Source organism: Mucilaginibacter sp. 320_HR (assembly GCF_059691875.1).
Genome location: NZ_JCAWAI010000006.1, coordinates 76,016 through 92,853, shown reverse-complemented (window position 1 = coordinate 92,853; position 16,838 = coordinate 76,016). Strand labels below are relative to the sequence as shown.

The window sequence follows — 16,838 nt, the reverse complement described above, 5'->3', positions numbered from 1 at the left end:
GGTGTTGCGCAACTTCTTCAATTATTAAAAATTCAATCGAACTTCTTACCCGCGGTAATTTTATAGTTCTTTATTTCTTCGTTTATAGCACGTAGTAACGATTTCTTGCCATTTGCATCCTGCATAAGTTGCCATATCATTATACCGGCAGCTTTATCCAGTGCAAGCTTGGTTTTTGCCTTGATGGTGGGCATGCCGTTGTAATACATTGTACCGCCTGCTGGTAATACCACTTCATCCTTAGCCTCAGCTCCTTGGAACTGATCTACCACATCTTTATACGTCATATCGCCGGGTGCACCCTGCCCAAAGCCATAAGCGTAAAAAGGCACCCCTAGGTTCAGCTTTTCTTTGGGTATACCGCGACTTATCCAGTAGGCAATGTCCTGAACGGCCATGTCATACGGTGCATGCTGTCCGGGCTTGGCCTGGTTCCATGGCCCGGTTTTATCATAGCTCATAACGTTTACAAAATCGAACCGGGCAAGTACTTTATCAGTGTAACGTTCGGCATAGTAACCGGCTATAGCTGCGGTCATGAGCTTGCCCTGCGTTTTAAGAGCGGTAGATAGTCCGCTTACAAAGCTTTCGTAATCCTGGTTAATCATGCGCCCTTCCAGATCCACATCTATGCCGTCGGCATCGTTGTCTACCGCCAGTTTAAGCAATGCATCAATAAGCATGGCCTGCTTGTCAGCAGCAAGCAATGCCGGCAAATATTTGGGTGGAGAACCGCCGCCAAAGGATAATAGAACAAGTACATGCTTCCTGTGCGCAAGCTTAACAACTTTCTTAAGATCTGCTGGCGTAATGAAGTTCCCCGTGCTGTCCGGATTGACAAAGGCTATATTCAGATGCGTAATGTTCTTCAACTTAATATGCTTTACCTGCTCAAGTAAATTGATGTTATTACGGGTGTAGCCTACAACCATAAAGTTTGTTCCCTGCTTCTGAGCAACACTATTAAAACTTAAAAACATTAATACGAAAAGCCAGGGATTTTTTATACTCATATGGCAAATCTATTAAAGCGCAAACAACTCCGTATGCTTCACAGCAACTTTAAATGTTATATAATTGGCATTATCAACCTGGATGGTTTAATGCAAAACTTTGTGCAGATATGCACAAGCGCGGGAGACACCTTCGAACAGCACGGCAAGCAAGCCGATAATAATTGTATATTGTTCAAAAGAGTTCATGTACAAATATATACGCTTCTGCGGAGGTTTTATTATTTATTTAAGCAGATACTTTGCTTGGAGTAACCGGAAGCCAATAGTTAACGGATTCCTGCTGCGCTAAGGGTTTACTTGCGTTAAAGTAGCGCGTGCTTTTGCTATCGCTGCCTACGCCGGCTATAAACGCCCAATTGCCCCAGTTGCTGGCTGGCGAGTAGTCGATAAGTTTTTCTTCGAAATAAAGTGCACCCTTTGTCCAGTCTACTTTAAGCTCATTGGTTAGGTATGCGGCTAATGCCTGCCTGTTGTAATTGCTGATGTAACCTGTAGCGTTAAGCTCATGCATGGCGGCGTCAATAGTTGCCACACCGGTTTCGCCTTTCTTCCATTGTTCAAAAAGCTCATCCTGGTTGCTTGCAGCTTCCGGTGCGCCGCTGTTAAAACCTTCTGCACGGAAAAATTTCTGACCATGTTTTTTGAACATAAACCTGAAATAATCCCGCCAAAGCAGATCAAGCATCAGTTGATCGCCGTTCTGGAAATGGTTCTCCCGTTGCTGTTTTACAACTTCCCAATAAACTTCCCGGGGAGACAAGCATCCTACGGCAAGCCACGGTGACAAGCGCGATGCAGCATATCCCTCCACTTTGCCGCTTTGCTTACAAGCAAAATACTGTTGCAATTGCTCCAACGCTACCGTTTCGCCCCCGGTATATTTTTGCGTGGCTCGTGCATCATCAACCGGCTCCGGCACCCCAAGGTCTGCAAGTGCAGGCAGTTCCCCAGCGTCGGCAATTATTGGAGTAGAGACGATTTCAGGCGATGCGGTAACCTGCCGCACATTGCTGTCGCGTTCTACTTTTTTCTTGAAGGTGACAAAGCTATCGGGAATGTCTTTTATTGGAAAGGGCAGGTCCTCCTTATGGTACATGGTATGTCCAATAAAATGCTTGAGGTTCAGCTTCATTTTCCACAAAGCCGCCTCTACCCTTTCAGATACTTCGGTTTCCTCAGGGGCTACCTCACGATGATGATATACTTCGCTAACGTGGTATTCTTCGGCAAGCTGCGGAATGATCTCCGCGGGGTCCCCGATACGGATAATGAGATCGCCGCCAAGTTTTACAAGATTGCGGCGTAGGTCGGCAACAGATTCCAAAAGAAAACGGGCGCGAAAGCTACCTGTCTTCAAACTGCCGGCGTCGGAAGTAGTAAAGTAATATGGGTCAAAAACATACACCGGCAGGATAGTATCCGCCTTGCGCACTGCTTCAGATAATATCTCATTATCATGAATGCGCAAGTCGTTTCTAAACCAAACCAGTATTGTCTTTTCACTCATATGAACAATAATCTAAACTTATTTAGATCGATAACAAAAATGCGAATAATTTATGGAGGAAAGAATAAGCTGAACTATATATGACAACGTGCTAACATTTTATTCAACAGGATAAGATCAGGGTGTAAATGCCGGTAATTGCCCGACCATCGATTTTACAATTTCATAATAGTCGGTAACAGCCTTACGGCTAATTACTTTCTTTTAACATAAGCATGATAATTGCTGTAGCAATAATACCGTATATTTAGAGTAATTAATTTATTATGGCTACAACAGAAAGCATCCAGAACGCATACATTGACTTTGTACTCACCGAAGGCGAACAACCTAAGTCTGTCTACATTTTTGCAAAGAAAAACGAAATGCCCGAAGAGGAATTTTATCGCTACTTCGGCTCGTTTGATGCGGTGGAACAAAGCATTTGGGCCGACCTGGTGAAGAAAACAATCACCGAAATTCAGGCTCAGGAAATATGGCCGCAATATTCGGCACGTGAAAGGGCATTATCATTTTTCTACAGCTTTTTCGAACTATTAAAAAGCAGCAGAAGCTTTGCAGTTTACAGCCTTAAAAAGAACCGCAGCATTGGTACACCAAAAGTATTGGCGCAAGCAAAAGATGCATTTGAGGAATTTGCGGGCGGGATACTAAACGAAGGCCTGGAGACCAAAGAACTTAGCGACCGTAAGTTCTTCAGCAAACGCTACAAAGACGGGCTTTGGGTACAGTTTGGCTTTGTGCTTAATTTTTGGGTAAATGATGATTCTGCCGGTTTCGAGAAAACAGACGAAGCAATTGAGAAAGGCGTAAATGTAACGTTCGACCTGTTTCAACGATCGCCTATTGACAACCTTTTTGAATACGGTAAGTTCCTGGCCAAAAACGGCGGGTTCAAAGAAAAGATGGGGCTTTAATAAGCCCCTGCATTTATCACCTAAATAGATACACTTGAGCGATAATCACGCCCTGCATTACAACACACCTGCAACAGAAGAAAACCTGAAAGGAGTAGCCGCCATTTTTGATATGGATGGCACCCTTATAGATAATACGCCTTTTCACTTTAAAGCCTGGCAGCAGGTGTTTGAAAAGTATGGTTTACCGGCACTTTCCAAGGAAACTTACCAGGGTGAGATAAGCGGGGTGCCGATACCTAATACGGTGGAAAAGTTTTTTGCCCAGGTACCAGGTGCCGACTCCAACCTGATAGCAGAAGAAAAGCAACACCTTTACCAGGTAGCATTTAAGCCCTATTTACAACCAATAAACGGACTGGAAAACTTTTTGGCAGAGCTGAAGGACTCAGGCATGAAAATAGCGCTGGCTACTTCTTCCAGCATGGCCGACGTAGATTTTATATTTAACGGTATAGCCATCAGGCAATACTTTGATGTGATTGTAACCGGTAGTATGGTGAGCAAACCTAAACCAAACCCGCAAATATTTTATAAAGCTGCTGAACAGCTGCAAGTGCGCCCTGAGAAGTGCCTGGTGTTTGAAGATTCTACCGCGGGCCTTAAAGCTGGCCATGATGCAGGCATGAAAGTGGTTGGTATTACTACCGCACACGCTGCCGAAAAGATAAAACAGGTGGCAAACCTGGTTATAAACGACTATGCCGGTCTTAAGCTGCAAGAGCTGGCGGTATTATTTGACGATAAGTAATGAGCGATAACACATCAAAAGAACAGAACAGCATTCCAACCACCAAGGTTGAAAGAAGCGCCAAGTTTGTTAAGACCGGTTTTAAAATTGGCGGTAACTATATAAAGCATTATTCTAAAAAGCTTTTTAACCCAGACCTTGATCGTAGCGAACTGAACGAAGACAATGCCACCGATATCTATCAATCATTAAGTGAGTTGAAAGGCAGTGCGCTTAAAGTTGCCCAGATGCTGAGTATGGACAAAAACCTGCTGCCGCAGGCGTATGTAGATAAGTTCACTCAATCGCAATACAATGCCCCACCGTTATCAGGCCCGCTGATTGTACAGACATTTAAAAAATACTTTGGCAAAACACCTGATCAGATATATGATAAATTCAATATCCGTTCTACCAATGCTGCATCAATTGGCCAGGTGCATGAGGCAGAACTAAATGGTAAGAAACTGGCTATTAAAATACAGTACCCCGGTGTTGGCGATTCTATCTCATCCGACCTGAAGCTTATCAAACCCTTCGCTTTTAGGATGCTGGGCATGAGTGAAAAGGAACTTGACATTTACATGCGTGAGGTAGAAGAACGCTTGCTTGAAGAGACTGACTACGAGCTGGAGGTGCGGCGTTCCATACAGTTTAGCGAAGCGTGCAGCGTACTTGATAATATTGTTTTTCCTAAATATTATCCTGAACTATCCAGTAAACGCATTATCACAATGGACTGGCTGGAAGGTAAGCACCTGAGAGAGTTCCTGGCCACTAATCCGTCGCAGGAACTGCGGGATACTATTGGCCAGGCGTTGTGGGATTTCTATAACTTCCAGCAGCACGAACTTCGCGCCGTACACGCCGACCCGCACCCGGGCAATTTCATGATAACGCCTGATGGCAAACTGGGTGTGATTGATTTTGGTTGTATTAAAGTGATGCCTGATGATTTCTACTATCCTTTCTTTTCGCTTACATCAACAAATCTGTTCGACAGTAAAGAAGATACGATTGCCGCATTCCGCAAACTGGAAATGATCTTACCTAATGATACCCCGGCGCAGGTTGACTTTTACTACGGGATGTTCCGCCAAATGATCAGCCTTTTTGCCAAACCTTACATAACGGACAGCTTCGACTTTAGCGATAAGAGCTTCTTTGACGAACTATTTGGTTTCGGCGAAAAGGTATCACGTATGCCCGAGTTTAAACAGGCACGCGGCGTTAAGCACTTTATTTATGTGAACCGTACCAACTTTGGGCTGTACAATATACTGCATGAATTAAAGGCGAGGGTAAAAACAGATACCTATAAACCGCACGTGGTAGCCACCGCTTAAATAAAGCTAACAAGTGCAAATAAGGACAGGCAAAAACTTATAATCCAGCTAAGGGTAGCGCTTCCGGCCCAGCGTTCTATATCAGAAACCCTACCGGTACCGACGTAAGATTTAGACCTGCGATAACAGTACACGCCGAAAGCGCCGATACAAATTATTAGGATTAAAAAGGCAGATAAAAGTAACTGCTGAAAATCGTGAGATAACATAAAAACGTAAAATTGATTTATACGCAGGATAATAAATTTGGATACAACTGATATTAGCTGTTAAAACAAAAACTCTACCAACACCAAAAATTACGGTATTTATAGCCTGCCGGTTTATTACCAGGCTTTAATAAACACGGAGGTTTTGATAATAGTGGGAAAAATTCCCCCTTTTGTCATTATTGTATGGGAACAAAGTACACAAAAGCGGCAAAGCTTTGTTCAATATTACAGTTGGCTGTCGTGCTAATAACACCAATTGATGCCTATCAGCCCTTAAACCATATGAATAAAAATATACTAATTACCGGTGGATCCGGTCTTTTAGGCAAACAGCTTACTGCAGAACTTCTAAGTAAGGGCTACTATGTTAGCCACCTTAGCCGGGGCCGCGGGAAAAACCCGAAAGTAAAGACCTTTTTATGGGATGTTGCAACCAACCAAATTGATGAGCACTGCATAGACGGTATTGACACCATCATTCACCTGGCAGGAACCGGCATAGCCGATAAACGCTGGACAGATGAACGTAAGCGCGAAATAATACAAAGCCGCACAAGGTCTATCAGTATGATTTACGAGCTGCTACGTAAAAAGGCTCACAGAGTACACTCTGTTATTTCTGCCTCGGGAGTAGGGTATTACAGTGATCGTGGTGATGAGTTGCTTACTGAGGAAAGCGCGGCCGCTCATGACTTTATGGGTGCTTGCTGCATAGAATGGGAAGATGCTGTAGACCGCGGGGTGGAGCTGGGTTTACGAACGGTTAAATTTCGCACCGGCGTTGTATTGGATAAAAAAGGCGGCGCACTGCCACAATTAGCTTTGCCGGTTAAACTAGGCATTGGTTCGCCTCTGGGCACTGGTAAACAGTGGGTGCCATGGATTCATCCTGCCGACGTGATTGGCATGTATATGATGGCTATAGAGAACGAGGAACTTACAGGATCTTATAACATGGCTGCACCCCAGCCTGTCACCAACGAAGAGCTGACCAAAGCTGTTGCTAAACAGCTGCACCGCCCATTGTGGGCACCAAAGGTACCTGCGGGTGTTATTAAGTTACTTTTTGGTGAACTGGCTACGCTGGTATTGGGCAGTACAAAAGTTTCGGCGCAGAAGATAATACAAGCTGGTTATCAATTTAAATATCCCGACGTTCAATCGGCACTGAAAGAAATTTATGGATAAAAGTACCCCGCTTACCATTTTTTGGTTTAGGCGAGACCTGCGGTTAGAAGACAACGCCGGATTATACCGTGCACTTAAAAGTGGCAATCTTGTACTACCGCTTTTTATTTTTGATAAAGAAATTTTGGACGACCTTGAAGACAAGGATGATGCGCGGGTTACGTTTATTTACAAGGCTATAGAAAGCCTGAAAGAAAAGCTTAATCAAAGTGAAAGCGACCTTTATGTAGCTTACGGCACTCCACTAAGCGTTTTTAAGCAACTCGTAAAAGAATATACCGTTAGTGCTGTTTACACCAATCAAGATTATGAGCCTTATGCCGCGCACCGCGATAAGGCTATATCTGATTTGTTAGCGGAACACAAAGCTGAATTTAAAACCTTCAAAGACCAGGTAATATTTGACCATAACGAGGTACTTAAGGATGATGGCAAGCCGTATACAGTATTTACTCCTTACAAAAACAAATGGCTGCAAAAACTAACGCCATTTTACCTGAAGCCCTACCCCGTAAGAAAATATCTAAAAAACTTACATCAGTTTAAGGCTCCCACGCTTCCCTCACTTAAGGACATGGGGTTTGTGGAAAGCAGCGCCAGCTTCCCGGACCAGAGTTACCAGAAGCACATTGCCGACTATGCTAAAACGCGTGATTTCCCAGCTGTAAAGGGTACTACGCATATTGGCCTGCACCTGCGTTTTGGAACCATCAGCATAAGGCAGTGCGCTGCTGATGCTAACAATGCGCGTGAAAAAACCTGGTTTAGCGAATTGATCTGGCGGGAGTTTTACATGATGGTGCTGTACCATTTTCCTCAAACGATGGATCATGCCTTCCGGCCGGAATACGACAATATAGCGTGGATTAACAACGAAGAACAGTTTAAGGCCTGGTGCGAGGGCAAAACCGGCTTCCCGCTGGTAGATGCAGGCATGCGCGAAATGAATGCCACCGGCTATATGCATAACCGTGTACGGATGGTAGTTGCAAGTTTCCTAAGCAAGGACCTGTTGATAGACTGGCGCTGGGGAGAGCGTTACTTTGCCCGGAAATTGCTGGACTACGAAATGGCCAGTAATGTTGGCGGCTGGCAATGGGCTGCCGGCAGTGGTACCGATGCTGCACCTTACTTCAGGATATTTAACCCCGAAAGTCAATTAAAAAAGTTTGACCCAAAGCTGGAGTACGTAAAAAAATGGGTGCCAGAATATGCTGATTTCAGCAAGTACCGGGCACCCATTGTAGATCATGCATTTGCCCGCGACCGCTGCTTAAAAGCCTTTAAACTGGCGCTGAGCAAATAGTCATCAGTTGGTTACGTCAGTGATCTGAAACTCGAATCTAACAGGAGCATACACCGGTATTCCTGCTGTTGACAAACCGGCTGCACCATACGCCAAACGGGAGGGTACGAGTAAAGATATTGATGTGCCCTTTGCTGCATGTCCGGTAAGGCCCTCATATACCCCTGTTCCGAACGAATTTTGTAAATTAGATCCTGTGGGAGAAAATGTCGCCGCCGTTGTTTCCGCGCTTTTGTCAAAGAAAGTTCCGTTTAATAATGCTCCTGTGTAAGTAGTTGTGACAGTAGATAATGGACCGATTTCACCTATAGTACCAGTACCTGGTGTTATTACTTTATAATACAACCCCGAGGCTGTTTTGGTGTAGCCAGTAAGGTTGTTAGCTGTCATGTAATTGCGTATCACCAGATCATCATACACTTGCTGGTCATTTATTACATGTATGTAGTAGTCCAAACTTTGATTGCCGGCAATACGGCTGTTAGCATTGCTAATACTACCCGTACCAAAGCCCCTTTGCCCGTAAGCAAGGCGAGATGGTATTAATACACGCATACTACCGTCGCGATATTTCAACAAATTATGAATAGCTATTTGCAGGCCCTTCGGCAGGTTGGCCTGCTCAATATGGCCTACATACTCGTTGAAGTGATTAAGGATAGTATCAGAAGATGTATACTTCCCGTCAAAGCTTTTAAGCGTGTAAACAAAAGAAATCTTATCAGAATACTCCAGTGCCGGTCCTGTTCCCTTGTTAATAATTTTGTAATACATCCCGGTAGTGTCACCGCCCTCAGTATCCCGGCTAAAGCCGGTTAAGCTATTGGCTGCAATATAATTCTGAATTTGGGTTTCGTCGTATTCTTTTATATTCTGGTCAACAGTATCCTTTTTGCATGCGCTTAAGCCCGCTGCGGCTATCAGTAAAATAGTAAAGATCTTTTGTTTCATCTAAATCAATTCGTTACATCTAAAAGTCGTATGTCAAAATCCAAAATGGAGTTTTTCTTCAGGCCAATCTCAGGCTGGTCGTAAGGTCCGTAAGCATAACGCGATGGTATCAGCAATCGTACGGTGCCACCTTTTTTAATTTGGGGGATGCCCAACTGCCAGCCTCTTATTACCTCACCAAGGGCAAATGAAGGCGGAAAGTTGTTGCTTTTAGTAAACTCCTGCCCTGTTGTAAGTACCCTACCGGTATAAGCTACGGTAACCCTTGTAGAGTTTGTGAACAGGTCATTACCACTGCCTGGGGCAACTATTATATAATATACACCTGTTGTATCTATCCTTTTAGCACTTGCGGTGAGCCCGTTTTCAGTTATATAGTCCTGCACAATCTTGTCATCAACCTCGGCCTGTGCTCTCGCTTCTGCAATTGCATCATAACCTTTGCTGCATGAAAATAAAGCAGTAATAGCTACAATTATAAAAAGCAGTGCCCTCTTCATCCCTTTAATAACGGCAAATTTATTGTTTTATAATTCAAAAACAGCAGCTTAACACTTTTTAACAATTGCGGAGCAGCAAACAGGCTTGTTATTATGGCTTATAGTTGAGTGTAAGCTGATTTATTTTCTTCAGCATCTCGGTAAGGTATTGCTTGTCCGCCTCGCTGATGTGGGCATTAAGGTAGCCGTTAAACTGCCGTACAACATCCTTGGCCATATTCCGCTTTTCTTTACCAAGGTCGGTCAGGAAGATCTTTACAGATCGTTTGTCTCCGTCGTTTGATTTACGGTAGATAAGGCCGGTTTGCTCCAGCTGGTTGAGCATGCGCGACAAACTCGTCGATTTCAACCCCAGCAACGCTGCTGCCTGCGACACCGTTGTACCTTCAACATCATCTATATTAATAAGCAGGTAACCAATAGACTGCGTAATGCCAAACTCGGTAACAATTTGGTTGTAACGGTTGGCCATGGTTTGCCAAACTATCTTCAGGAAGTAATCAATGGTTTCCTGATGTTTTACGTTGTTGCGCATATGAAGCAAACATAGCGTTTTTAGTTGATGATGGTTATAGAGATCACGGCACAGGCCGTGTATCATGACCTGAAAATCACAAAAAAACTGTAACATGGTTCTAAAAACTGTAACATGGTTTTTAGCTAACCAATTATATATAAGAACTTTAACCGTTTTTAGAAGTAGAAAAGTGTAACAGGTGTAACACTTTTAAATGTTACACCTGCTGTAGCCTGTAGCTAAAACCCCAGTTTTGTATCATCTCCCCTGGGGTCGGCACCGCCTTCGTAATAGCCCCATTGGGTTTTAAGAATTCCGTCTACCCGCCCGATAGCGCCTCGTTTACTGAATTTATATCCTTTACGCGATAATTTTTCTACCACTGTGCTGTCAAGTGCTTCAGGTTCCAGGTCTACCTGGTCTGGCAACCATTGATGATGAAAACGCTTTGAAGAAACCGCGCTCTGCATGCTCTTGTCAAATTCTACAACGTTAAGAATGGTCTGGAACACAGAGGTTATAATTGTAGCACCTCCGGGTGTGCCTACCACCATAAACAATTTACCGTCTTTTTCTAAGATGGTAGGCGTCATTGACGAGAGCATGCGTTTGCCCGGCTGTATGCTGTTGGCCTTACCTCCTACCAGGCCGTACATGTTGGGCACGCCGGGCTTTGAGCTAAAATCATCCATCTCATTATTCAGCAAGAAACCCGCGCCTTTCACAAAGATGTGGGAGCCAAATGTATCATTCAGCGTAGTGGTGATGGATACAGCATTGCCTTCCCGATCGACAATAGAGTAATGCGTAGTTTGGTCGCTCTCGTAACCAACAAAAGTACCTGGTTGTATGCTGGTACTTGGTGTAGCGGCATCCCAGCTAAAGTTTGCCATGCGCTTCGTAATGTAGGCTGCGTTCAGCAGGCTGTCTACCGGCACCTTAAAAAAGTCCGGATCGCCCAGATATTTAGACCGGTCGGCATATACCCTTCGCTCTGCTTCTACCATTACCTGTACGATAGAGTCTTTATTAAAACCCCAGCTATGTAAAGGATACTTCTCTACCGATTTTAATAGCTGCAAAAGGGCAACGCCACCGCTGCTTGGTGGCGGCATAGTAATTACCTTGTAGCTCTTGTAATTGCCAACCAGTGCCTTGCGCCAAACCGAATGATAATTTTGGAGGTCTTCCCTGGTCATTATTGGTTTACCATCACTTACCTCGGCAGTTATAAGATCGGCGGTTTGCCCGGTGTAAAAGCCATCCCGTCCCTTATCTCTTATAAGTTCCAGCGTTTTGCCAAGGTCAGCCTGTACCAGTACGTCGCCTTCTTTCCACCCCTGTGCGTTAATTAAATAGCCTTTACCGGGGTTCAACTTTATAAATTCCTGCTGATTACGATTGATATCGTTTGCCAGCCTTTTAGTCATTTTAAAACCGTTCTCGGCCAGTGTAACCGCCGGCTGTACCAGGTCTGCCCACTTTAACTTGCCATATTTTTTATGGGCAGTGTACATCCCGTCTACCGAGCCGGGCACACCGGAGGCGTAATGGGTATACAGGCTCATGTCGGGCTTTATATTTCCGGCGCTATCCAAATACATATTCACCCGGGCACTTGCCGGTGCTTTTTCCCTGAAATCGAGCGTGTTTGTTTCTCCTGAGGCAGAACGGTATACCATAAACCCGCCGCCGCCAATATTACCTGCCTGCGGGTGGGTAACTGCCAGCGCAAAATGTACAGCTACCGCTGCATCTACCGCGTTACCACCTTTTTTCAATGCATCCAACCCGGCTTGGGCCGCATCAGGATAGGCACAAACCACCATGCCCTGGCGGTATTGCCCGCTTACATTTTGCCCAAGCTGGCCGGTAACGCAACTGGTAAAAACGGCTGCTAAAATTGCCGTACCTAATAACTTTTTATAAACAACAGGTTTGTTCAACATTTACGGGGGAATATTATAAACGACCCAATTTAGGTTATTTACACTTAAAACAGCACGTATTAAAAACGGTTTTTTACCGCTGAAAACCAGCACAATGCAGCTTAATTGTAACATTGGGTCGGGCCAAACAAGCATAAATTGTTAATTATGCCGTTGTATAGCAAACTGATACTATGAAAAAGCTTACCCTACTTACGTTTTTACTTGCCTCGTTAATGTTCATTTCCAGCCGCGTAGATGCGCAGGATTATAAGACTGCTGTCGGCCTTAAATTTGGTGGATATGAGAGCGGCCCGTCAATAAAATATTTCCTGGACCAAAGCACCGCGCTTGAAGGGATTATTGGTATCCGTAACCATGGTGTGGTTGTTACCGGTTTGTACGAGCTGCACCAGCCGGCTTTTAACGTTGCCATGCTAAAGTTTTATTATGGGTTTGGAGCACACGTTGGCTCGATAGGGAAGGGCACTTATAAAACATTTGGAAACGACCAGGTGTACACCGACCATCACATACTTTTAGGTGCTGATGGCGTACTGGGCCTTGAGTATAAAATACCTGAAGCACCTATTGCAGTAAGCCTGGACCTTAACCCGCGGGTTGAACTGGCAACAGGGCCTTTCTTTGACCTGGCACCGGGCTTAGGCTTAAAGTACACGTTTTAATAAGCTAATTGATTAATAAAAAGGCGGCAGGATGTACCTGCCGCCTTTTTTGTTTTATATTAATTAAGTACCCGCATTACCTGTTTGTGCTTTTGCTATTCTATATAGCAGACACAGATGGCTGCTACCTAACGATGATCACTTTTTTGGAATACACCTTGTTGCCTAATGTTACCTTAAGTACGTAAGTACCGGGTAGTTGCCGGCTGGTGTTTATTGATGTACTAAAGTTGCCTGCAGATATACTTTGCGATTGTGTGTAAACGGTTTGTCCGGAAGTTGTGATGATCTCCACCTTAGCAGTTCCCGCCGCCTTTGCCACAAAAACAACATTGAGGTTGTTTATGGCAGGTACCGGAAATAACGTTAGGCCAATATCAGTACTTATGTCTGGGTTTTTAGCCACAAGCGCGTAGCGGTACTCGTCAGACCGGCTGGTGCATCCACCATTAAAAGCAACCTCTACGTAATAGCTGCCGCTTTGCACCGGGGTGAACGTTTTGCCGGTAGCTCCTTCAATTGCCTTACCATCTAAAAACCATTGATTGCCATCAGTAAAGTTGGATACCAGGTCAAACCCATTTTGTGTGATCACCGGTTTATTTACAACCGTTGGTAATCGCGCAGCAGATGGACAGCCGAGGCTTTTTACTTTAAGATCGTAAAAGTAGTAATAGAAGCCTTTGTAATAGGTGCTGTCATTAGTATTTGTAGGCGATAACGCATCGTTACCCAAAATACTAAAAATGCCTCCTATTTTAAACGGGTAACCTGTAACGCCACCGTTGTTGCGATAAACGGTAACGTTAGCATCATAAGCCAGCGATATAGTGTAGGTGCCTGCAGTTGGTAATGTTAAATTAAGTGGCACCACAACACCCTGATCTGCCGGGTCGTTGGTTTGTGCACCAGGCCCGGGCGTGCCGCGCGTTGCGGCAGCATTCACCACAACGCTGGAAACAGCTTGCCCGTTGCTATTGGTTGCCGTAATAGTAAGCTTGCCGGAGTTGCCAAAATACATACGTGCTGTTTGCAGCACAACAGGCACATTGGTATAAACCGATACACTTGGGCTGAATTGATTGTATCCGCCTGCGCTAAATACATTTTTTGTAGCTGGTCCAACTGTTCCGCTAAAATCATTTAATCCGGCATAAAAAGTACCGTTACCAGATGTGCCTGGAACGGTAGCAATAGGCCCAAACGCTACCGGCAGCGCATCAGCAGGAGATTTATACCATAATATTTGCCCGTCACCTGTTCCGTTTAGCAAATAGTTGCCTGTATTAGAACAAAGATATGCGCTAAGTGCACCCAGTGCCGGCGGAAGGCTGATAGCTATGGTTCCTGTTGCTTTATCGTTACCTGATATCGGGTCGCCGTTAAGATGGGTTTCTGCGGTGATATTATAATTTGCACCTGCCAAAGTGTTAAACTTACCAGCCAGCACAAACTCAACTTCATCAAGCGGGGTAATAGTACCGGTGTATACCTCATTAAAAACTACAGTGGTGTTATTAGGCGATGCAACCGTTACTGTAACAGGTACATTACTGATGTTGGCGCTGCCATAATTCTTGAGCCTTATTACAGGCGAGGTTGAGCCGGCACAGGAACTGCCGTCGGCAGCATTAACAATTACCGTTACGCCCGCATCGGTAGTTGGCTTTACAAACTGTACAAGATAGTCCTGCGTCTCGCCTTTAGCATAACTGCCACATGCTGCAATGGTCGTTGGGTCAGATGTTTCGGTAAGCACTACACGCAACAGGCCCGAATTGCCTGGTATTACCGATAATGGCACTGTGATATTACCTGTATACGTGCCGGTTGCTGTAATTACCGGCGTTGTGGCTATCAGTTCGCCCGCATCAAAGGTGCCGTCACCGTTCCAGTCTGCAAATATTTTTGCAGCCTTGGCAAAGTTGTTACCGCAAGTACCCAACGTAATGCTGAATGGATAGGTTTTCCCCTGCTCCAGCAATATAGGTGGTGTTGTTAGCAGCGAATAGCTGGTACAGCCGGGCGCTGGTGTGTTATTTACATTAGAAAGCGTAAAGTTATTAATGCGCGAATCTGCATTGGACGATGGCGCAGATGCGCAGTACGCCGCGCCACCAATGCCTGTTGCAATTAATGAATATGCCTGACTGCCTGATAACAACGTTCCTTTATGGCTAACAGTAACAGTGTACGTTTTGCCCGGCGTAGCATTGGCAATATATACCTGTTCTACGTTGTCTCTGATGTTGTCGCCGGTGGTAGCAGCAGCGCCGGGATTATCCGGATTGAGTACCCAGGCGTTATAAGTTGTATTACCATCGCTAATGCGGATGTCGAGGTCATTTACAAGCTTTGGTGTACGGCTGTTTATAATACCGTCGGTTGTTGGTGTGCCTGCCGGATCAGTCCAGGATATTGTTACTGCCAGCGGACCGATACCGGAAGCCGTTACCGACAAAGTTTGTGTTTGCCCCTGTGTAAGGGTGCGCTCGCTGATCAGGCTTTTAGTCCCGTTATCAGTAATGGCCTGGGCAGCGGCCCGCATGTTAAGCAGTCCCCAACCATATTTGTAATCGGGGCCTATGCTGCCACCGTCAAAAGCTGTATGGCAGGCTAACCCTTTTAGTGTAGCAGCACGCATAAACGCATTGCTGTTCTTCTGTGCATAATACTCCTGAAGCAAGTATAAAGACCCGGTTACGTTTGGCGCTGACATGGACGTGCCCGAAAGCGTAAGGTAAGTTGTTGGCGATGTAATACCGGTAGATACTACGTTTTCCCCGTCCCCTACCAGGTCGGGTTTTATACGGCCGTCATCGGTTGGGCCCCAGCTGCTGAAATAAGAGGTGACCAGGTCTATACGGTTAACCGGCCCATTTGGAAGCGGCGCTATCGACCCTACTGTCAGTATATTCTTAGCGTTCCCGGTAGTACTTATGGCATCAAACCCGTTGTTGTTGCTGATGCCTGCAGGCCGGGGCCCTTTGTTTATTAATGCAGGATTGGTGCGGGTAGCAAAACCATAATAAGTATCGCCAACAGCAGGGCCATTGCTAGCTCGGCTGTTCCCTGCTGATTCTACTATAAGGTAGTAAGGTGCATTGTAAGCTACCTCATCAAACGATTTTACACGGGCATCATAAAACCCGAAGTTATAATCTACGGTATCGCCCGGCAGCCCATACCATTCCCAGCGGTTTTGGCTGGAGTTGTAATCCCAGCCGGCTACATCACCGTAAGAGTGGTTAGATAAAAGCAGATCCTTAGCGGCGGTACCCATTTCAGACACATCGTTGTTAAAATCCCAGGAGTTAAGTACAGGCGTGTTAAAAGCCATACCTTTTGCCGGCCCGTAAACGCCTTTGGCTATCATGGTGCCGGCCACGTGTGTAGAGTGGTCCAGCACAGCAGCGCCATCTTTTATACTGATGGTTTTACCGGCAAATTCCTGGTGCGCGGTATAAACAGATCCACCATCCCATATTGCCAGCTTATTATTCACAGCCGCGCTTGACCCGGAAAGATTGAGGCCGAGAGCACCGCCCGGCTGCACCAAATTGGTGCCTGTAGTTGCCGCAGCTATGGTGTTATTGTGCGTTACCAGGTAAACCGGGAAACCAAGTTTATTTATACCCTGCAGCACCCTCACGTTGCCACCTTTAGTGTAGGCAATAAGCGGCCAGCCTTTGCTTGCAGCAAGTGACAAAGCCTTTTGCCTGCCGGTGGTGTAAGCCTGGTTTGCCTGAACGGCAATACGGTCCAGTTCCTGCTTTTTGGCGGCATCAACCATTTGCTTTTGCGCTATTGCTGGGGCAATACAGCATAAGGTTAAAAAAGCAGATAAAAAGGCAGTGTAAAGTTTCCCCATAGTATTGATTAACCCTTATCTGACACTACGTGCGATAAGTTGAAGTTATAAATGTAAGGCTCTAATATATAAATTATAGCGCAGAGAAACTTACAATAATTGCCGGATTTACCCCGCCGTTTATGATCATTACTGGGTAATTTCGAAGAAAAAGCAAGCTGTG

13 protein-coding genes are annotated in these 16,838 nt (G+C 45.2%); 6 read left to right on the top strand and 7 right to left on the bottom strand.

All coding sequences use genetic code 11. The features are described 5' to 3' along the window. Nucleotides 1-32: 32 nt before the first annotated feature. Nucleotides 33-1,013, bottom strand: a complete 981-nt coding sequence (locus AC59GT_RS19200) for a glycosyl hydrolase family 18 protein (protein ID WP_497239153.1) — start codon at nt 1,011-1,013, stop codon at nt 33-35. Between the two features lie 229 nt (nt 1,014-1,242). Further along, nucleotides 1,243-2,523: a DASH family cryptochrome gene (locus tag AC59GT_RS19195; protein WP_497239152.1), complete on the bottom strand. Its 1,281-nt coding sequence runs from the start codon at nt 2,521-2,523 to the stop codon at nt 1,243-1,245. Nucleotides 2,524-2,789: 266 nt separating this feature from the next. On the opposite strand from AC59GT_RS19195, the gene AC59GT_RS19190 reads away from it, so the two are divergent. The 5 genes from AC59GT_RS19190 to AC59GT_RS19170 all read left to right on the top strand — a co-directional run bounded on the left by AC59GT_RS19190 (nt 2,790) and on the right by AC59GT_RS19170 (nt 8,222). Next, nucleotides 2,790-3,440, top strand: a complete 651-nt coding sequence (locus tag AC59GT_RS19190; RefSeq protein WP_497239151.1) for a TetR family transcriptional regulator C-terminal domain-containing protein — start codon at nt 2,790-2,792, stop codon at nt 3,438-3,440. 34 nt (nt 3,441-3,474) lie between these two features. After that, nucleotides 3,475-4,191 carry an HAD family hydrolase gene (locus AC59GT_RS19185; protein ID WP_497239150.1) on the top strand — a complete coding sequence of 239 codons (717 nt, stop codon included), beginning with the start codon at nt 3,475-3,477 and terminating at the stop codon, nt 4,189-4,191. Continuing rightward, nucleotides 4,191-5,516, top strand: coding sequence for an ABC1 kinase family protein (locus AC59GT_RS19180; RefSeq protein WP_497239149.1), 1,326 nt, complete (start codon nt 4,191-4,193; stop codon nt 5,514-5,516). The genes AC59GT_RS19185 and AC59GT_RS19180 overlap by 1 nt, the downstream gene beginning before the upstream one ends. A gap of 494 nt (nt 5,517-6,010) precedes the next feature. Next, nucleotides 6,011-6,916: a TIGR01777 family oxidoreductase gene (locus AC59GT_RS19175; protein ID WP_497239148.1), complete on the top strand. Its 906-nt coding sequence runs from the start codon at nt 6,011-6,013 to the stop codon at nt 6,914-6,916. Next, nucleotides 6,909-8,222 carry a cryptochrome/photolyase family protein gene (locus tag AC59GT_RS19170; protein ID WP_497239147.1) on the top strand — a complete coding sequence of 438 codons (1,314 nt, stop codon included), beginning with the start codon at nt 6,909-6,911 and terminating at the stop codon, nt 8,220-8,222. The genes AC59GT_RS19175 and AC59GT_RS19170 overlap by 8 nt, the downstream gene beginning before the upstream one ends. A gap of 3 nt (nt 8,223-8,225) precedes the next feature. Here the strand turns inward: AC59GT_RS19170 and AC59GT_RS19165 are convergent, their stop codons facing one another. The 4 genes from AC59GT_RS19165 to ggt form a co-directional block, all read right to left on the bottom strand. Continuing rightward, entirely contained in the window at nt 8,226-9,173 is a 948-nt protein-coding gene (locus AC59GT_RS19165) for an FKBP-type peptidyl-prolyl cis-trans isomerase (RefSeq protein ID WP_497239146.1), read from the bottom strand. Between the two features lie 5 nt (nt 9,174-9,178). Continuing rightward, on the bottom strand, nt 9,179-9,673 hold the full coding sequence (locus AC59GT_RS19160; RefSeq protein ID WP_497239145.1) for an FKBP-type peptidyl-prolyl cis-trans isomerase: 495 nt from the start codon (nt 9,671-9,673) through the stop codon (nt 9,179-9,181). A gap of 91 nt (nt 9,674-9,764) precedes the next feature. Continuing rightward, entirely contained in the window at nt 9,765-10,208 is a 444-nt protein-coding gene (locus tag AC59GT_RS19155; RefSeq protein WP_497239144.1) for a MarR family winged helix-turn-helix transcriptional regulator, read from the bottom strand. Between the two features lie 221 nt (nt 10,209-10,429). After that, a complete protein-coding gene (gene ggt, locus AC59GT_RS19150) occupies nt 10,430-12,139 on the bottom strand; it encodes a gamma-glutamyltransferase (protein WP_497239143.1) in 1,710 nt (569 codons plus the stop codon). Between the two features lie 173 nt (nt 12,140-12,312). Between ggt and AC59GT_RS19145 the strand changes: the two genes are divergently transcribed. Then, nucleotides 12,313-12,804, top strand: a complete 492-nt coding sequence (locus tag AC59GT_RS19145; protein WP_117382827.1) for a hypothetical protein — start codon at nt 12,313-12,315, stop codon at nt 12,802-12,804. 124 nt (nt 12,805-12,928) lie between these two features. Here AC59GT_RS19145 and AC59GT_RS19140 read toward each other — a convergent pair whose 3' ends face one another. Next, a complete protein-coding gene (locus tag AC59GT_RS19140; RefSeq protein ID WP_497239142.1) occupies nt 12,929-16,675 on the bottom strand; it encodes a S8 family serine peptidase in 3,747 nt (1,248 codons plus the stop codon). Nucleotides 16,676-16,838: the final 163 nt, after the last annotated feature.

Coding starts and splice junctions, on each gene's coding strand:
- AC59GT_RS19200 (WP_497239153.1), bottom strand. CDS start 1,013: ATGAGTATAAAAAATCCCTGGCTTTTCGTATTAATGTTTTTAAGTTTT.
- ggt (WP_497239143.1), bottom strand. CDS start 12,139: ATGTTGAACAAACCTGTTGTTTATAAAAAGTTATTAGGTACGGCAATT.
- AC59GT_RS19165 (WP_497239146.1), bottom strand. CDS start 9,173: ATGAAACAAAAGATCTTTACTATTTTACTGATAGCCGCAGCGGGCTTA.
- AC59GT_RS19145 (WP_117382827.1), top strand. CDS start 12,313: ATGAAAAAGCTTACCCTACTTACGTTTTTACTTGCCTCGTTAATGTTC.
- AC59GT_RS19175 (WP_497239148.1), top strand. CDS start 6,011: ATGAATAAAAATATACTAATTACCGGTGGATCCGGTCTTTTAGGCAAA.
- AC59GT_RS19160 (WP_497239145.1), bottom strand. CDS start 9,673: ATGAAGAGGGCACTGCTTTTTATAATTGTAGCTATTACTGCTTTATTT.
- AC59GT_RS19170 (WP_497239147.1), top strand. CDS start 6,909: ATGGATAAAAGTACCCCGCTTACCATTTTTTGGTTTAGGCGAGACCTG.
- AC59GT_RS19155 (WP_497239144.1), bottom strand. CDS start 10,208: ATGCGCAACAACGTAAAACATCAGGAAACCATTGATTACTTCCTGAAG.
- AC59GT_RS19140 (WP_497239142.1), bottom strand. CDS start 16,675: ATGGGGAAACTTTACACTGCCTTTTTATCTGCTTTTTTAACCTTATGC.
- AC59GT_RS19195 (WP_497239152.1), bottom strand. CDS start 2,523: ATGAGTGAAAAGACAATACTGGTTTGGTTTAGAAACGACTTGCGCATT.
- AC59GT_RS19190 (WP_497239151.1), top strand. CDS start 2,790: ATGGCTACAACAGAAAGCATCCAGAACGCATACATTGACTTTGTACTC.
- AC59GT_RS19180 (WP_497239149.1), top strand. CDS start 4,191: ATGAGCGATAACACATCAAAAGAACAGAACAGCATTCCAACCACCAAG.